Below are 16,428 nucleotides of genomic sequence, written 5' to 3'. Positions count from 1 at the left end.
TGGGTCAGCCGTACGTCCGGCGGATCCGCTCCGCGAACGGGCTGTAGTCCACGCCCGCGAGATACGCCGAGAGCATTGTGCCGTGATCGGCGCGGCCGGTGCCCGCGATGTCGAAGGCCGTCCCGTGGTCGACGGACGTGCGCAGGATCGGCAGCCCGACGGTGACGGAGATGGTGCCGTCGAAGTCGTAGGTCTTGGCGGGGATGTGGCCCTGGTCGTGGAAGTGGGACAGGACCCCGTCGTAGCGGCCGACCAGGCCCTGGTGGAAGACCGAGTCGGCGGGGACGGGGCCGCTGACGTCCAGGCCCTCGGCGCGGGCCGCCTCGACGGCGGGGGCGAGGTGCACGATCTCCTCGTCGCCGAACGCGCCGTTCTCGCCGCCGTGCGGGTTGATCGCGGCGACGGCCAGGCGGGGCGACTCGGTGCCGAAGACCTTGAGCGCGGTGACGGCCTCGCGGATCGACTTGCCGACGCGCTCCGCGGTGATCTGGTCGAGCGCGGTGCGCAGCGCGACGTGCCGGGTGGTGAAGAAGATGCGCAGGTGATGGCCTTCGGCCGCGGTGTTGCGCACGACGAACATGGTGTCCTGGCGGGTCACCCCGGTCAGCTCGCCGAGCATCTCGGTGTGGCCGAGGTGCTTCGAGCCGGCCTTCCAGATGGCCTCCTTGTTGATGGGACCGGTGACGATCCCGGAGACCTGGCCGTCGAGCGCGGCGCGGGTGGCGACCTCGATGGCGGTGACGGCGGCGCGGCCCGCGCGCGCGTCGACCCTGCCCCACTCCGGTACGTCGGCGCCGAGTTCGCCGGTGTCGAAGACGTCGATGACGCCGGGGCCCGCGGGCTCGGCGTCGAAGCCGCTCACCGCGCGCACCTCGGCGTCCAGGCCGGCGGCGCGGGCGCCGCGGCGCAGCGCCTCGGCGTCGCCGACGGCGATGCCGTGGTGCCCGGTCTGCCCGGCGACCTCGGCGAGGGTGCGCGCCGTGATCTCCGGGCCGATCCCGACGGGGTCGCCGAGGGTCACGGCGAGGACGGGACGGGTCATCGGTGGTTCCTCCTCGTGGTGCGGCGGCGCGGTGCGCTCGCCGTCCGGTGCGGTGCGGTCGGCCCGAACTCCCTGGGCCGGTGGGTGTTCACGGGTTCACGGTTCAGCGGTTCGGTTCACGTGTTCAGCCGTTCAACGTCTACCGGCGGCCGGAACGTGCCGCCGGGCGGCGGCCGCCGCCCGGCGCAGGTGGGCGACGCAGGCGACGGTGGTGTCCGCGTCCCCGATCAGGCCGCCCTTGGTGACGACCGGCAGCCCGGCCCAGTCGCCGCCGACGAAGCTGCCGGCGACCGCCAGCGGCTCCAGTTCCTCCTCGACGTCGAGCCCGGCCGCGCCCAACGCGGCGAACAGGGCCGCGGAGACGTCCCCGCCGGTGGCGAAGAGGCCGTCGATGGGCTGTCGTTCGAGGGCGGTACGGACCGTGCGGGCCAGCTCCGCCGGCAGCCGCGCCGCGTCCGCCGGGTCGAGCGCGACGACGTCGGCCTCGTCGAGCACCGTCGCGAGCAGCACGACCTCGCCGGGGCCCGCGGCGGCCAGCTCCGCCGCCAGCGCCCCGGCGGTGGCGGCGGGCTCGGGGACGGGGGAGCCGGGCGCGGTGACGGGGCGTACGACGCGCACCGGCCCGGCGGCCCGCAGCCGGGCGAGCTGGGTGCGGGTCAGCGCCGTGGCGGAGCCGGAGACCGCCAGCACCGGAGCGCCGGCGGCGCGGCCGGTGATGCCGAGCGCGCGGGCCAGCGCCACCGAGCCGGGCCCGGAGTCGACGCCGGTCCACACGATCTCGTCGCCGCCGGCGGCGACGGCCGCCGCGGCCGTGCGCTCCAGGTGCTCCACGGTCAGCGCGTCGGCGACGATCACCTCTGCGCCTTCGGCGACCGCCTTGTCCAGACGGGCCTGGAGCGTCCCGGTCTCGGCGGTCACCACCGACAGCGGCACGCGGGCGATCCGCAGGTCCGCCTGGCGGCGCAGCAGCTCCGCGACGTCCGAGGTGGGCACCGGGGAGCGCGGGTCGCGGGCCAGCTCGGTCTCCTCCAGCCTTACGCCGTCGAGCAGTTGGGTGCCCTGCACGGTGTGCCTGCCCGCCTCGGGGTGGGCCGGCGCGCACAGGGCCACGGCCCGCCGGCCGGAGGCCGCGCGCACAGCCTCCAGCAGGGCCGCGGTGGAGGCTCCGACGTTGCCGCGGAGGGTGGAGTCGACGCGGTTGCCGACCAGTTCGGCCGGCCAGCCGGCGCGTACGGCACCGGCCACCCGGCGCGCCGCCTCGGCGGGCGGGCAGTGGCGGCTGTCGGTGCTGACCACCACGGCGTCGAACCGCTCCGCGAGCCCGGCGAGGACGTCCGGACCCTGGTCGGCGCCGACGGTGACGGCGCGCAGCCCGGCCCGGGCGAAGCCCGCCGCCGTGGCGTTCGCACCCGTCAGGTCGTCCGCGGCCACCAGCACGGCCGCTCGCCTGCCGCCCGGACGCGCGCCCGCCGACCCGCTCATATGAACGTGCTCGCGATCAGCAGCAGCGGCAGCGAGCCGAGCCACACGGCCGTGGTGATGCCGGACCAGCCGCGGATGGCCGCGATCCCGTCGAGACCGGTGAAGCGGGTGACGACCCAGAAGTAGGAGTCGTTGAAGTAGCTGAAGACCATCGAGCCGGCGCAGCAGGCCAGTGCGGCCAGGAGCGCGGAGATCCCGAGACCGTCGACGAGCGGTGCGGTGACGGACGCGGCGGTGATCATCGCCACCGTGCCGGAGCCCTGCGCCACCCGCACCAGCGAGGCTATGAGGAACGGGACCAGCACACCCGGCAGGTTCCAGGACGAGATGGCCTCGGCCAGTTCGTCGCCCACGCCGGTGTCGCGCAGGACCTGGCCGAGCGCTCCGCCCGCGCCGGTGATGAGGATGATGAGCCCCGCCGAGGCGGCGGCCTCGGAGAGCCAGCCGCTGACCTGGGTACGGGTCGTCCAGCGGGGCAGCAGCACGTAGACGGCGAGCACGATGCCGATCAGGAGGGCCACGACGGGGCTGCCGATGAAGGCCAGGGCCTTCGGCAGGGCCGAGGGCTCGTAGTCGTCGGAGCCGACCGCGCCCTGGTTGCTCTGGTCGATGGCGGACGCCACGGTGTTGGCGACGATGAGCAGCAGCGGCACCAGCAGCGGCAGCACGGCCAGGCCGGGGCTCATCCGGTGCGGCTTGGCGCCGGGCGGCGGGGTGCCGAGGGCGGCGGCCGGGTCGCGCTCCGGCTCCGGCTCCGGGTCTTCGGCGCCGTCACCGCCCGTGGACGGGTCGGCGGGTGCCCCCGCGGAGCCCGGGCCCGCGCCCACGCCGGCGGTGACCGCGGCCTTGCCGTAGACGGCCTCGCGGACCTCGTCGGAGACCTCGCTCTCCAGCTTCGGCCCGATCCAGCGCGCGTACCCGATCACGACGGGCAGGAGCACGACGGAGAAGGCCAGGCCCGCGAGCACCAGCGCGCCCAGCTCCGCGTCGAGGATGCCGGCCACGCCCAGCGGGCCGGGCGTCGGCGGCACCAGGTGGTGCGTGAGCGTCATGCCGCAGCCCAGCGCGAGCGCGAGCGTCACGTACCCGGCGCGCTTCACGCGGGCTATGGAGCGGGCGAGCGGGTTCATGATCACGTAGCCGGAGTCGCAGAAGACGGGGATCGAGACGACCGCGCCGGTCGTGCCCATCGCCCACGGCTCCCGGCCCTTGCCGAACGCCCGGACGAACGCCCTGGCCAGCGCGTCCGCGGCGCCCGAGACCTCGAGGATCTTGCCCAGGCCCACGCCCAGGCCGATCACGATGCCGATGGATCCGAGCGTCGTGCCGAAGCCGGCGGTGATCGAATCGAGGATGTCCGTCGCGGGCGCACCCGCGACGAAGCCGGTCACCAGTGAGGCGACGAGCAGTGCGACGAAGGCGTCGAGCCTGGTGCGCAGCACGATGACGATGATCGTGGCGATACCGAGCACGAGCGCCGCCAAGAGCTGAAGATCCACGCCGATCTCCTCCGACTTTGCTGGGGACGTCCGTTCGGACAGGCACATCATGCACGCGCAACCTGCGCGAAACAAGCAGTCTTCCAAGATTTTCTGCGCAGTCCGCGCAACTAACGGTTTCGAGCCTGTCTCCCATGCTCCGGAACCGCGCCGCCAGGCCGTAGGGTCGTCCTGCCCGAGCCCCGCGTGACGGTCATCACCGCCGTTCACGGCCCCCGCCAGGAAGGAGCCGCCCGTGTCGGCGCCCTCTCCCCGCACGCAGCAGGCGCTGCGGCAGCGGAACCTCTCCCTGGCCCTGCGCGCCGTGGCCGCCGGGGGCCCGCTGTCGCGCGCGGCCGTGGCGGCGCGGATCGGGATGACGCGGGCGGGGGTCGCGGCCGTCGTCGACGAGCTGCTGCGCGCCGGGCTGCTGGTGGAGCTGGGCCCGGGCCGCCCGGGCACGGTGGGCCGGCCCGGCAGCGCGCTGGCGCTCAACGACCGGGGGCCCTGCGGGCTCGGCGCCGAGATCGGCGTGGACCACCTCGCGGTCTGCGCGGTGGACCTGAGCGGGCGTGTACGGGCCCGGGTCGCCGCGGACGCCGCGAACCGCGACCACCCGCCGGGGCCGGTGCTGGAGCGGCTCGCCGGGCTGATCGAGCAGGTCGTGACGGAGGTACGGGGCGAGGGCCTGACGCCGACCGGGCTGACGGTGGCGGTGCCGGGGCTGATCGCGCGCGACGAGTCGACGGTCGTGCGCGCCCCGAACCTCGGCTGGCAGGGCGTCGACCTCGCCCCGCTGCTCCCGGTCGTCCCGCCGGCCCGCGTGGGCAACGAGGCGAACCTGGGCGCGCTCGCCGAACAGCGGCTGGAGCAGGGCACCGCGGAGCCGTCCGGCACCGTCGGCGACGGGGAGTCAGCCGCGGCGGATCGGCCACCCGCGGCGATACCGGCGGAAGGCGGCCGCTCCCCCGGGCCCGGGCGGAACTTCCTGCACGTCTCCGCCGAGATCGGCATCGGCGCCGCGGTCGTCATGGACGGCGAACTGCTGCGCGGAGCACACGGGTTCGCCGGGGAGCTGGGCCACGTGCCCGTACGCCCCCAGGGGCAGCCGTGCGCCTGCGGCGGGCGCGGCTGCCTGGAGCAGTACGCGGGCGAGGAGGCCGTGCTGCGGGCCTCCGGCATCGACCCGGAGCGGGCCCGCGCCGCACACCCCGGCCCCGGCGGGCGGATCGCCGTGCTCGCCGCCCGCGCCACCGCCGGCGACGCCCGGGTGCGGGCGGCGCTGCGCGAGGCGGGCGGCGCGCTGGGCATCGCGATCGCCGGCGCCGTGAACATCCTCGATCCGGAGACCGTCGTGCTGGGCGGCGCGCTCGCCGGCCTCGCGCCCTGGGTGGTGCCCGCGGTCGAACGCGAACTCGGCCGCCGGGTCGCCGACCCGGCCCGTACCGTACGGCTGACCGTCTCGGCGCTCGGCGCCGACGGGCCGCTGCTCGGGGCGGCGCTGAGCGAGGTCGACGCCGTCATGGAGACGCCCGGCACCGTCGCCGCCGGCTGACCCTCCCGGCGCGCCCCTCGCCCCGCCCCCAACCACCGCCTTTGGTGCGCCCATTGGCATGACCTGCCATGTCTTGGCACGGGCCCGACGTGTCCTCATGATGGATTTCGGACTGTCATGTACGCGCAAATGTCCCTCCGCTGTCAGGAGCCCCATGGACTTCGCGAACCTCCCCCGCAGACGGCTGATCCAGGGTGCCGCCGCCACCGCCGCGGCGACCGGCCTCGGCGGGCTCGCCGCCACCCCCGCGCAGGCCGTTTCTTCGCAATACCCCCCGACGCACTGGATACCGGCGGACCGGTCCAACTACACGGTCTCCAGCCGCCCTTCCGCGTACCCGCTCGACTTCGTGGTCGTCCACGTCACCCAGGAGTACTTCCAGGACGCCGTCGACATCTTCCAGAACCCCGGCCGCGACGTCTCCTCGCACTACCTCATCGCCTCGGCCGACGGCTACATCGCCCAGCTCGTCCGGGAGAAGGACATCGCCTGGCACGCCGGCAACTGGAACTACAACACCCGCAGCATCGGCATCGAGCACGAGGGCTGGGTGGACAAGCCGGCCTGGTTCACCGACGTGATGTACCGGCGGTCCGCGCAACTGACCGCCGCGATCTGCGACCGCTACGGCATCCCGCGCACCCGCGACCACGTCATCGGCCACAACGAGGTCCCCGGCGCCACCCACACCGACCCAGGCGCCAACTGGAACTGGACGAAGTACATGCGGCTGGTGCGGGCCGCCTGACGCCCGGCGCGGGTCCACGAACACCCGGTGGGCGGCTCAGGGGTGTTGCCGCCCACCGGGTTCCTCCTGCCCGTAAAGGTCAATGCACTTCTTGCATATCGCTTGCATGATGTGGGAATCTGCCATCACCCGAGCCCGTTGCCGAAGCAGGGATGGTGAGCATGGCCCGCATCGCCGATGTCCGCGTCTACGCGCTCAAGTTGCCGCACGGCGAGGCGTACCTGGGGCGGCTCGACGACGGCAGCGACCTCACCGAGGACCGCGGGTACGTGGTGCGCGCACCCTGGCGCAGCCTGTACTCCGCCCGCTTCGAGACCCTCCTCGTCCGCGTCGTCGCCGACGACGGCGCCGAAGGCTGGGGGGAGGCGCTGGCGCCGGTCGGCCCCGAGGTGGCAGGGCAGGCCGTCGCCACCCTGCTGCGCCCCGCACTGCTCGGCGCGCCCGCCGGCGCCGTACGCCCCGCCTGGCACCGGCTGCGCGACCTCATGCGCGAACGCGGGCACCTGACGGGCCATCAGGCAGACGCGCTCGCCGCCGTCGACATCGCCCTGTGGGACCTCGCCGGCCGCCGCGCCGGCCTGCCCGTCGCCGAGCTGCTGGGCGGCGCGTTCCGCGCCGTGCTGCCCGCGTACGTCTCCGGGCTGCCCCGCGGCACCGACGCCGAGCGCGCCGGGCTGGCCGCCGAGTGGGCCGCACGCGGCGCGTACCGGATCAAGCTGCACCTCGGCCGCGGCGTCGAGGCCGACCTCGCCACCGTCGACGCCGTGCTCGCCGCCGACGAGCGGCTGCGCGTCTCCGTCGACGCGCACTGGGCGTACACCCCCGCCGAGGCCGCGCGGCTCGGCCGCGAGCTGCAGCGGCGCGGCCGGGTGCTGTTCCTGGAGGCCCCCCTGGCCCCCGAGGACGTGGAGGGCCACCGCGACCTGCAGCGCCGCCTCGACCTCCCGATAGCCGTGGGCGAAGCCCTGCGCAACCGCTACGAGTTCGCGCACTGGCTGGGCCGCCGCGCCCTCGCCCTGGCCCAGCCCGACGCCGGCCGCACCGGCCTGACCGAAGCCCTCGCCGTCGCCGAGCTGGCCGCCGCCCACCACGTCCCCGTCGCCCCGCACCACTCCACGGGCCTCGGCGTGGCCACCGCCGCGGGGCTGCACCTCGCCGCCGCGGTCGCCGACATGCCGTACTTCGAGTACCAGCCCACCACCTGGCAGGTCGCCGGCCGCATCCTGCGCACCCCGCTCGCCGGCGGCCCCGACACCGGCATCCCGCTGCCCGCGGGGCCCGGCCTGGGCGTGGAGGTGGACGCCGGGTTCGTCGTACGGCACGCGCAGGAGATCACCGGGTGAGGGGCGCCGAGACCGGGCCGCCCGGCCGCGGCGCCGCGTCCCCCGCCCCGCAGCACCCCGCACCCCGACCCGACCGCGGCGAGGCCGCGCCGACCCGCCGCGCGGCCGGCCGGGCGAACGAAAGGACCCCAGCATGAGCCGGCCCGTACGAGGTCTCGTCCCCGTCCTCGCGACCCCCTTCCACCCGGACGGGAGCCTCGATCGCGCCTCGCTGCGCCGGCTCACCGCGTTCCAACTGAGCGCCGGGGCGGACGGGGTGGCGGTCTTCGGCATGGCGAGCGAGGGCTTCGCGCTCACCGCCGCCGACCGGGACGCGGTCCTCGCGGACGTACGGGACGTGGTCGCCGGCGCCGTGCCGGTGGTGGCCGGCGTCAGCCCGACGAGCCTGGCGACGGCCCTGGAGCAGTGCGGGCAGGCCGTCGCGGGCGGCGCGGACGCGCTGATGGTGCTGCCGCCGTACCTCGCGAAGCCCGGCGCCCGGCAGCTCGTCGACTTCTACGGGGCACTCGGGGAGCGCGCGGGTGCGCCGGTCATGGTGCAGGACGCCGCCGCCACGACGGGGGTGGCGATGCCGGTGCCGCTGGTCACGGAGTTCGCCAAGCTCGAAGGGGTGGACTCGGTGAAGGTCGAGTCGGCGCCGACCGTACCGAAGATCGCGGAGACGGTGGCCGCGGCCCCGGCGGGGTTCGACGTGCTCGGGGGGCAGAACGCCTTCTTCCTGCTGGAGGAGCTGGCCGCGGGCGCGGTGGGGACCATGCCGGCGTGCGAGTTCACCGACGCGCTGCGGCCGGTGCTGGACGCCTGGGCCGCGGGGCGGGCGGCGGAGGCGCACGGGGCGTACGAACGGCTGCTGCCGCTGATCCGGTTCGGCATGCAGGCGGGGTTCGCCTGGGCGGTGCACAAGGAGGTGCTGGTACGGCGCGGGGTGATCGGCTCCGCGGCGGTCCGGCTGCCGGCGAAGGGGCTCACGGAGCCGCTGCGGGGGCAGTTGGACGGGATCCTGTCGCGGCTGGCGCTGCCGCCGGTGGCCGCGGGCGGGGCGCGGTGAGCGGCGCGGGCGGGGCGCCGGGCGCGGCGGGCCCGGCGGACGCCGCGGGCAGGCGGGAGGCGCCGGGCGGACAGGACGCGGTCCGGCGCGGGCAGGCGCGCGGAGTCCTCGTCGTCGGGGGCGACTCGGCGATCGGGCTCGCGGTGGCGGACGCCTTCGCCGACGCCGGCGACCGGGTCGCCGGCTGCGGGCTGACGGACTGCGCGCACCCGTCGTACGCCGCGTACGCCACCGCCGACTGCGCGGACCCGGCGATCGCGGCCCGCTGTGTGCGGACGGCGGCGGAGGCACTGGGGCGGCTCGACGTCGTGGTGCTGGCCGCGGCGGCCCAGCCGGTGGCCCGGGCCGCCGAGACCACCGACGCGCAGTGGCGGCTGGCCCAGTCCGCCACCTTGGACACGGCGTTCTTCGTCGCCCGCGCGGCGCTCCCCCGGCTCCCGCCCGGGTCGGCCGTCGTCGCCGTCACCTCGGTGAACGCCTTCCTCGCCGCACCCGGACTGCCCGGTTACGCGGCGGCGAAGGCGGGCGTCGAGGGCCTGGTGCGTCAGCTCGCCCTGGACTACGGCCCGCGCGGCATCCGCGTCAACGCGGTGGCGCCGGGCATGATCGGCGCCCCGCCCCTGGCGCACGTGGCCGAGGGCTATCCGCTGGGCCGCACCGGCACGCCGCCGGAGGTCGCCGCGGCCGTGCACTTCCTGGCGTCGCCCGCGGCGTCCTTCGTCACGGGCGCGGTCCTGCCGGTCGACGGCGGCCTCAGCATCTCCTCCCCCGCCGCCTGGCTCCGCCCCGACCTGCGGGAGCGCTTCCTGGAGCCGGATGCCGGTCCCGTATGACGAGACCGGCATCCGCGAAACGTCCCCTACAGGCTGCGGGCTGCGGGCTGCGGGCGCTACCGGCGTACGAACTTCACCGCGTCGGCGTGCGCACAGCCCGTACCGCTCGCGGTGAGCGACACCGACGCGCCCGTGCCGGCCTCGTACTCCTGGGTGCCCAGCGAGACCCAGCCCGGGCTGCCGGAGCGCTCGTCCAGGGTGCGGGTGGACACGGCGCCGCCGTTGTCCAGGGTCACCTGCGCGGCCGGGTCGCCGCCGGTTGAGGAGACGGACTTGCGGATGAACGCCTCGTACGTGCCGGCCGCCCGCAGCCGCGGACGCCACGTCGCCTCGGCGCCCGCCGCGCAGCCGTAGGAGACGGGCGAGTCCCTGGTCCAGCCGGTGAGCGCGCTGGGCTGCCAGGTGCCGGTGGTGGAGTGGCCGTAGGCGGCGGCGCCGTCGTTGTCGACGTAGTAGTCGCGCTGCCAGTAGCGGACGTAGTCGAAGGAGGCGGCCGACGGCAGCTTGCCCGCGTCGGGCAGCGAACCGGTGGCGATGCTGGTGAGCCAGACCGCGGTGTAGTCGTGCATCCACTGGCCGGGGGTGTACGGGGCCGTGTACGTGAGGCTGCCGTCGACGTAGAACCGGACGCCGCTTTCGGACCAGTCGATGCCGTAGGTGTGCCACTGCCTGAGGTCGAGGCCGGTGTCGTACGTCCCGGAGCCGTAGGTGACCGGGCCGTGGACGCCGCTGCCCACCCAGCCGTGCACGTTGTGCGAGGTCCTGGTGGGGTTGACCGAGTCGGTCTCGAAGCCGTCGATCTCCGTGCGCTGTTCGGCCGGGAACGTGGTGCTGCCGTCGCCGGCCTGGAGCCAGAAGGCGGTGTGCCAGCCGGCGCCGTCGTTGATCCGTGCGCGGGTCTCGTAGTAGCCGTAGCGCAGGTGCTTCCTGGAGATGACGCCGCCGCCGGTGAACTGCTTGCCGGCGTGGTCCTCCTTCCTGAGCGCGACGTGCAGGGCGCCGCCGGACTGGGAGACGTTCTGCGGGCGCTGGGCGCTGTTGGCCTTCACGTCGGTGCGGAAGTTCCACTTCGCGGTGTCGACGGCGGTGCCGGCGAACTCGTCGCCGAAGACCTGGGTCCAGCCGGCCCCGGGCGGCCCCGCGGCCTCCGCCGCGGCGGGCGCGGCGGGGGCCGGTGAGGCGGCGGGGGGCGGGGCGGCGGCGAGCAGCGGCAGGGCGGCGGCGACGGCGACCGCCGCGACGAGGGGGGTGGCACGGGGCATGGGTCGTCCTTCCGTTCACGTCGGCGGCAGAACTATTCGGCGAGGTCGAGCGCGACCACCGCAATTCCGTGGGGCTTCAGCCCGACGGTGAAGCGCGGCGCGTCGGCGGCGAGGAGGCGGCCGGAGACGGCGCGGATGCCGGTGAGGGTGCGGGGCCCGTCCGGGTGCGCCAGCGCCGGGTCGGCGGTCACGGTGGCGGTCAGCGGCCGGGCGCTGCTGTTCAGCACCAGCGCGAAGAGCCGGCCGCCGTCGGTGGCCAGCGCGCCGAGGGTCTCGGCGTGTGGGGTGTCGGCGGTCAGCAGCCGCGGCGGGATGCGCAGGGTGGCGGGGGTGCCGTGGACGCGGCCGGGGGCGAAGCCGTAGGTGAGCTGGCCGCCGACCTTGGGCGTGAAGTAGCCGCGGGGGAAGCCGACCCGGTCGCCGGTGCGGGTGCGTACCTCCTCCAGCAGGTAGTCGAGGATCCAGCCGATCTGCCACCAGGCGTGGTGCGGGAAGGAGCCGATGCCGTCGGTGAACTTCACCCAGTAGTACGAGTGCACGCCCGGCTCCTCGGCGACGAAGGCGTCGCGGCCGAGGGCGGCGGCGCGGGCCATGTCGCGGAAGAGGGGGTCGCCGGTGAGCCGGTGCACGCGCAGGTAAGTGCCGGCGAAGCTGGAGAGCAGGATGGGGCCGTTGCCCGGTGCGCTGGCGTTCTGTTCCCTCTGCAGGCCGAGCTGGGTGAGCTGCCACGCCTCGTACGTGGCGCCGGCGCGGATGCGCGGCTCGGTGGACGGCGCCGGGTGGGTGTAGATCCAGGTGGTGTGGAGGCGGGCGACCTCGACGGCGGCGTCGCGGTAGCGGCGCTCGCCGGTGGCCTCGGCGAGGTCGAGCAGGCCCTGGATGCCCTGGGAGAGGGAGAGGTCCATCCGGAAGCCGGAGTCGCCGGTGGAGCCGAGGTAGCGGGCGCGCTCGACGGCGTGCGCCAGGTACCAGTCGGCGCCGCGCACGGCGCCGTCGAGGTAGCGCCGGTCGCCGAGGGCGTGGTGGGCGACGAGCAGTCCGTACCAGGTGGGCCGCAGGTCCTCGGTCAGGTGCGGGTACGTGACCGCGTACGGCGGCTCCTTGTCGGTGGCCACCTCCCACGAGCCGTCGGGCTTCTGGGCGTCGGCGAGGTGGTCGGCGGCGAGCCGGATGCGGCCCGTCAGCTCGGCGTCGCCGGGGTGGAAGAGCAGGATGTGCGCGAGGTCGGTGATGACGTAGTACGCGGTGGCCAGCGGTTCGACGTAGTCGGCGATGTCGGCGTCGGGGTTGCCCTCCTCGACGAAGCGGTCGGAGTCGAAGAGGTAGTACTGGCCCTTGAGCGCTCCGCGGTAGTGGCCGGCGGCGGTCTGCTGCTGGGCGAGCTTGAAGGCGCGTACGTACGGCAGCCGGTCGCGTTCCAGCAGGGGGTCGGAGGTGGCGGCGGCCAGGCCCCACATGGCGCCGATGTCGGAGTTCTTCATCGCGTCGTTCTCGGCGCCCTGGACGAAGCCGTTGTACTTCTGGGCGCCGATGACGGTGCCCTCGTACTCGTCCGTGAGCCACTGGGACAGCACGGGGTCGGCGATGTAGGTGGCCTGGATTCGGGCCAGGCGCTCGGTCAGGGCGTGCTTGTTGGCGGCGAGTTCGAGGTAGCGGCCGAAGCCGTAGACGTCGGTGGCGGCGTGCCGCAGCGCCTCGAACCAGTCCGCGTCGGTGAGGGTGAAGCGGAAGTCGAGGACCCGCGTGTCGCCCGCCGTGCAGCGGGAGTCGGCGCAGCCGAGGATGGGCCGGGCGAGGTGCGGGGTGAGGCGGCCGGCGCGGTCGCGGGTGGACAGGGCCAGGCGCACGTCGCGATGGGTGACGCGGTCGGCCGCGTACGGGTCGCGGGCCATGCCGGGTTCGGCGACGGCGGCGAGGGTGAGTCCTTCGGTGGTGCTGAGGACCGGGGCGAGGGTGGTGGCGAGGTCGTCGTAGAACAGGTGCGGTACGGCGGGCAGGCCGTGGCCGTACTCGGCGGCCATGCGCAGGTCGGGGTTGGCCTCGTGGCCGTACCAGCCGCCGGGGACGCAGCCGAAGGCGAGGGCCTGCTCGGGCAGGGCGCACAGGGTGGGGGTGCGCAGGCTGACCCAGCCGTCCCGGGCGGCGGTCCAGGTGAGGGTGACGCGGACGTCGCGGGGGTGGCGGCGGTCGATGCGCCAGCGGGCGTCGAGGGTGCCGAGCGCGTGGGTGTGGCGGAAGACGACCGCGGTTCCCCCGCCGGTGCGCTCGACGGCGGCCTCGGCGGGGAGGAAGGCGTGGTGGGTGCCGGCTTCCTCGCGGCGGACCTGCGCCGCGTCGGGCGGCTCGGCGCCGGCGTGGTGGGTGAGGCCGTACTCGCCGAGGGCGCCGGGGAGTTCGCGCCAGCCGCGGTGGGTGCGGATCCGTACCCGTACCGCGCGCCAGCCGGCGTCGGTGCGGCTCCAGGTGATGCGGACGCGTTCGCCGTCGAGGTGCAGGGTCCCGGGGCCGGTGTCCTGGTTCCCGGGGGCGGGCGCCGCGGCGGCAACCGCCCCTGCCTGGGCTGACGTTGCCACGGCGGTGACTCCCGCGGCCTTCACGAAACTCCGGCGGCTGGGCATCGATGACACGCTCCCCATTTCGCAAATGGCATCCGCAATACAGGAAGAGTGTCCACATGTTGCACGGCCGTCAACCCCCGCCGCACGAGAAGCCGGGTGTCATTCTCGGCCCGGATCCGGTCCGTTGGCGCAGAAGCCCGGCCACAAGGGTTGACGCCGTCGCAATATGTGGGCAACGATCCCGCATGTTGCAAAGCAGATTCACTGGAGTCGCGGATGGCATCGGATCAGGGCAACAACCAGAGCGTCGAGCGCGCGGTGGCCGTGCTCGCGGTCTTCCAGAACGGCCACCCGGAGCTGCGCGTCTCCGACGTCGTACGCCTCACCGGCCTCGGCACCTCGACCACCTCCCGGCTGCTGGCCACCCTGGAGTCGCTGGACTACGTCGAACGTGACGCCGTCAGCGGCCTGTACCGGCTGGGCACCGCCCCCATCACCCTCGGCGGCGCCGCCGTCAACCACCACCCCGTCCACCGCGAGGCACGCCAGCTCGCCCAGGAGCTCGCGGCCCGTCTCGGCCTCGGCGCCAACGTCGCCGTCCGGCAGGGCGCCGCGCTGTTCTACCTGCTCAACTTCGAAGGCCGGCTGGCCCCGCGGTCCACCGTGCTCACCGGCCAGCGCAAGCCGCTGCACGCCACCGGCCTCGGCAAGTGCCTGCTGCTGGGCCTGGCTCCGCAACGCCGCCGCGAACTGCTCCCCGAGGACGGGCTGCCGGGCTACACGCAGGCCACCCTCACCTCGCACGCCGCTCTCGACGCCGAGTTGGCGGCTGTCGCCCGGCGCGGCTACGCCACCGAGGTCGAGGAACTGGCGCACGGCCGCTCCTGCGTAGCCGCGCCGATCCGGGACCGCTCCGGCGACATCGTCGCGGCCATCTCCATCTCCGGGCCGCTGTCCACCGTCGCGCTCGACCGGCGCGAGGAGGAGCTGTCCCGCGCCGCGGTCGAGGCCGCCGACTCCGTGAGCGTCGGGCTCGGTTACGTCGGCCCGCGCGCCGCACCGCCCGCCCGGACCGGCCACGGATCCGGCAACGGGAACGGGCACGGCAACGGGCCGGGCCACCCCCGCGAGCCCGAGAGGAGCCGGCCGTGACGCCGCCCCCGACCGCCTCCCCGAAGCAGGCGGCCCCGGTGCCGCCCGCCGCCTCCCCGGCGCCGGCCCCCGCCCGCAGGCGGTCCAGGCACGAGGGGCAGCGGCTGTCGAACGGCGCCTTCGCCTTCCTCCTCACCGTGCCGGGTCTGGCGCTCTTCGCGGCGATCGTCTTCTACCCGCTCGTCGCCTCCCTCGTCACCGGCTTCTTCGACCAGGATCTGCGGCTGCCGGGACGTACGTTCGTCGGCCTGGACAACTACGCCGACGTGCTCGACCGCGACTTCTGGCCGGTGCTGGAGAACACCCTCGTCTTCACCGTCGGCGCCACCCTCGCGCCGTTCGCCGTCGGGTTCGCGCTCGCGCTGGCGCTCAACACCGGGCTGAAGGGCAGCGGGTTCCTGCGCGGGCTTTTCCTCTTCCCCTGGGTGATCCCCGGCGTCGTGGTGTCCTTCCTCTGGATGTGGATCTTCAATGCGAACTACGGCGTCCTCAACGGCGCGTTGCTGGAACTCGGCATCATCGACGAGAGCGTCTCGTGGCTCGGCGAGCCGACGACGGCGATGGTCGCCGTGATCGTCACCAAGACCTGGGCGAGCTTCCCGTGGATGATGGTCATGATGCTGGCCGGCCTGCAGACCGTGCCGCGCGAGCTGCACGAGGCGGCGGCCGTGGACGGGGCGGGGGCCGTGCGCCGGTTCCGCGCCGTCACCTGGCCGGGGGTACGGGGCGTCGCGGCGATCGTGATCCTGCTGGAGTTCATCTGGAACTTCCAGCACTTCGACACCATCTACGTCCTCACCGGCGGCGGCCCCGCCGGCGCCACGGAGACCTTCGCGGTCGCCGTCTACCAGGACGCCTTCAAGGGCTTCGACCTCGGCCACGCGGCCGCGCTCGGCGGGTTGTGGATGCTGCTGCTCCTGGTCCTCGTCGGGGTGTACCTCAAGACCTCCGAGCGGGAGGACAAGCACTCGTGACCACCGCCCAGTTCACCAGGGCCGACGGCGCGTCCCCCAAGGGCCCGCCCGCCGGCGAGCCGAGGCCCCCCGCCGGCGGCCGCCCCCGCGGCCGCGGCCCGCGCCGCCCAGACCAGGTCCGCTCCTCCGTCGCCGCGTGGGCCGCGGTCGGCGTTATCGGGCTCTTCGGCCTGCTGCCGATGTACTGGATGCTGGTCACCGCGCTCAGCCCGCCGGGGCAGGCGTTCCGCTTCCCGCCGCGGTTCTTCCCCACAGAGATCACGTTCGCCCACTTCGAGGCGTTCGCGGAGAACGACAAGCTCTTCGACTACATGGTCAACAGCGTGATCGTGGCCGGGGTCACCGCTCTGCTGAGCGTGGTGGTCTCCACGTACATGGGCTACTCGTTCTCCAAGTTCCGCTACCGCGGCCGCAAGTCGCTGATGAACTTCGTGCTCGCCTCGCAGATGTTCCCGCAGGCGCTGCTGCTGATCACGCTGTACGCGGTGTTCCGCCAGTTCGACCTGCTGGGCACGTACACGGCGCTGATCCTGTCCTTCACCACGTTCACGATGCCGCTGTGCGTGTGGATGCTGAAGGGCATCTTCGACACGGTCCCGGACGCGCTGCTGGAGGCAGCGGCCATCGACGGCGCGTCCCGCTGGCGCACCCTGCACAGCATCGTCGCGCCGCTCGCGGCGCCCGGGATGATCGCGGCCGGGCTGTTCGCGTTCGTCCGCGGCTGGAACGACTTCATCTTCGCGCTGACGCTCTCCGGCGAGGACACGATGACGCTGCCGCCGGGCCTGGTGAACACGTACATCGGCGAGTTCCAGACGGCCTGGCCGGCGCTGATGGCGGCGTCGCTGATCGTCTCGGTGCCGGTGGTCGTCGCGTTCATGTTCCTGCAGCGCTACCTCGTCGGCGGGCTGACCGCCGGAGCCGTCAAGAGCTGACCGGCGCCGCCGCGCCCG

General features: G+C 74.6%; 13 protein-coding genes. 8 read left to right on the top strand and 5 right to left on the bottom strand.

Annotated elements, in window-relative coordinates:
• Positions 1-4 precede the first annotated feature (4 nt).
• From pdxA to O7599_RS34815, 3 genes are all read right to left on the bottom strand, one after another.
• On the bottom strand, positions 5-1,042 hold the full coding sequence (pdxA, locus tag O7599_RS34825; RefSeq protein WP_281619591.1) for a 4-hydroxythreonine-4-phosphate dehydrogenase PdxA: 1,038 nt from the start codon (positions 1,040-1,042) through the stop codon (positions 5-7).
• A 132-nt stretch (positions 1,043-1,174) separates the two neighbouring features.
• A complete protein-coding gene (locus O7599_RS34820) occupies positions 1,175-2,524 on the bottom strand; it encodes a four-carbon acid sugar kinase family protein (RefSeq protein WP_281619590.1) in 1,350 nt (449 codons plus the stop codon).
• Positions 2,521-4,023 (bottom strand): SLC13 family permease, encoded by a 1,503-nt coding sequence (locus tag O7599_RS34815; RefSeq protein WP_281619589.1) that lies wholly within the window; start codon positions 4,021-4,023, stop codon positions 2,521-2,523. Before O7599_RS34815 ends, O7599_RS34820 begins: the two co-directional genes overlap by 4 nt.
• Positions 4,024-4,258: 235 nt before the next feature.
• On the opposite strand from O7599_RS34815, the gene O7599_RS34810 reads away from it, so the two are divergent.
• The 5 genes from O7599_RS34810 (at position 4,259) to O7599_RS34790 (ending at position 9,529) form a co-directional block, all read left to right on the top strand.
• A complete protein-coding gene (locus tag O7599_RS34810; RefSeq protein ID WP_281619588.1) occupies positions 4,259-5,557 on the top strand; it encodes an ROK family protein in 1,299 nt (432 codons plus the stop codon).
• A gap of 154 nt (positions 5,558-5,711) precedes the next feature.
• Positions 5,712-6,305 carry a peptidoglycan recognition family protein gene (locus O7599_RS34805; RefSeq protein WP_281619587.1) on the top strand — a complete coding sequence of 198 codons (594 nt, stop codon included), beginning with the start codon at positions 5,712-5,714 and terminating at the stop codon, positions 6,303-6,305.
• A 161-nt stretch (positions 6,306-6,466) separates the two neighbouring features.
• The gene (locus O7599_RS34800) at positions 6,467-7,648 is read left to right on the top strand and encodes a mandelate racemase/muconate lactonizing enzyme family protein (protein WP_281619586.1); all 1,182 of its coding nucleotides are present in this window, start codon (positions 6,467-6,469) and stop codon (positions 7,646-7,648) included.
• Between the two features lie 133 nt (positions 7,649-7,781).
• Complete coding sequence (locus O7599_RS34795; RefSeq protein WP_281619585.1) at positions 7,782-8,696, top strand: dihydrodipicolinate synthase family protein; 915 nt, start codon at positions 7,782-7,784, stop codon at positions 8,694-8,696.
• Positions 8,693-9,529 carry an SDR family oxidoreductase gene (locus O7599_RS34790; RefSeq protein ID WP_281619584.1) on the top strand — a complete coding sequence of 279 codons (837 nt, stop codon included), beginning with the start codon at positions 8,693-8,695 and terminating at the stop codon, positions 9,527-9,529. Before O7599_RS34795 ends, O7599_RS34790 begins: the two co-directional genes overlap by 4 nt.
• A 56-nt stretch (positions 9,530-9,585) precedes the next feature.
• On the opposite strand, the gene O7599_RS34785 is transcribed toward O7599_RS34790, so the two are convergent.
• Both O7599_RS34785 and O7599_RS34780 read right to left on the bottom strand, forming a co-directional pair.
• Positions 9,586-10,791: a glycoside hydrolase family 16 protein gene (locus tag O7599_RS34785; protein WP_281619583.1), complete on the bottom strand. Its 1,206-nt coding sequence runs from the start codon at positions 10,789-10,791 to the stop codon at positions 9,586-9,588.
• A gap of 32 nt (positions 10,792-10,823) precedes the next feature.
• Entirely contained in the window at positions 10,824-13,364 is a 2,541-nt protein-coding gene (locus O7599_RS34780) for a hypothetical protein (RefSeq protein ID WP_281619582.1), read from the bottom strand.
• A gap of 261 nt (positions 13,365-13,625) precedes the next feature.
• Between O7599_RS34780 and O7599_RS34775 the strand changes: the two genes are divergently transcribed.
• From O7599_RS34775 to O7599_RS34765, 3 genes are read left to right on the top strand one after another with little or no spacing between them, the layout of a single operon-like run.
• Complete coding sequence (locus O7599_RS34775; RefSeq protein WP_281619581.1) at positions 13,626-14,501, top strand: IclR family transcriptional regulator; 876 nt, start codon at positions 13,626-13,628, stop codon at positions 14,499-14,501.
• Positions 14,502-14,539: 38 nt separating this feature from the next.
• Complete coding sequence (locus tag O7599_RS34770; RefSeq protein ID WP_348652639.1) at positions 14,540-15,475, top strand: sugar ABC transporter permease; 936 nt, start codon at positions 14,540-14,542, stop codon at positions 15,473-15,475.
• Positions 15,472-16,410: a carbohydrate ABC transporter permease gene (locus O7599_RS34765; RefSeq protein ID WP_281619579.1), complete on the top strand. Its 939-nt coding sequence runs from the start codon at positions 15,472-15,474 to the stop codon at positions 16,408-16,410. The genes O7599_RS34770 and O7599_RS34765 overlap by 4 nt, the downstream gene beginning before the upstream one ends.
• Positions 16,411-16,428 lie beyond the last annotated feature (18 nt).

Source organism: Streptomyces sp. WMMC500, from assembly GCF_027497195.1.
GTDB lineage: Bacteria > Actinomycetota > Actinomycetes > Streptomycetales > Streptomycetaceae > Streptomyces.
The sequence above is the reverse complement of the archived record's forward strand: the minus strand, read 5'-3'. Positions and strand labels throughout refer to the sequence as shown.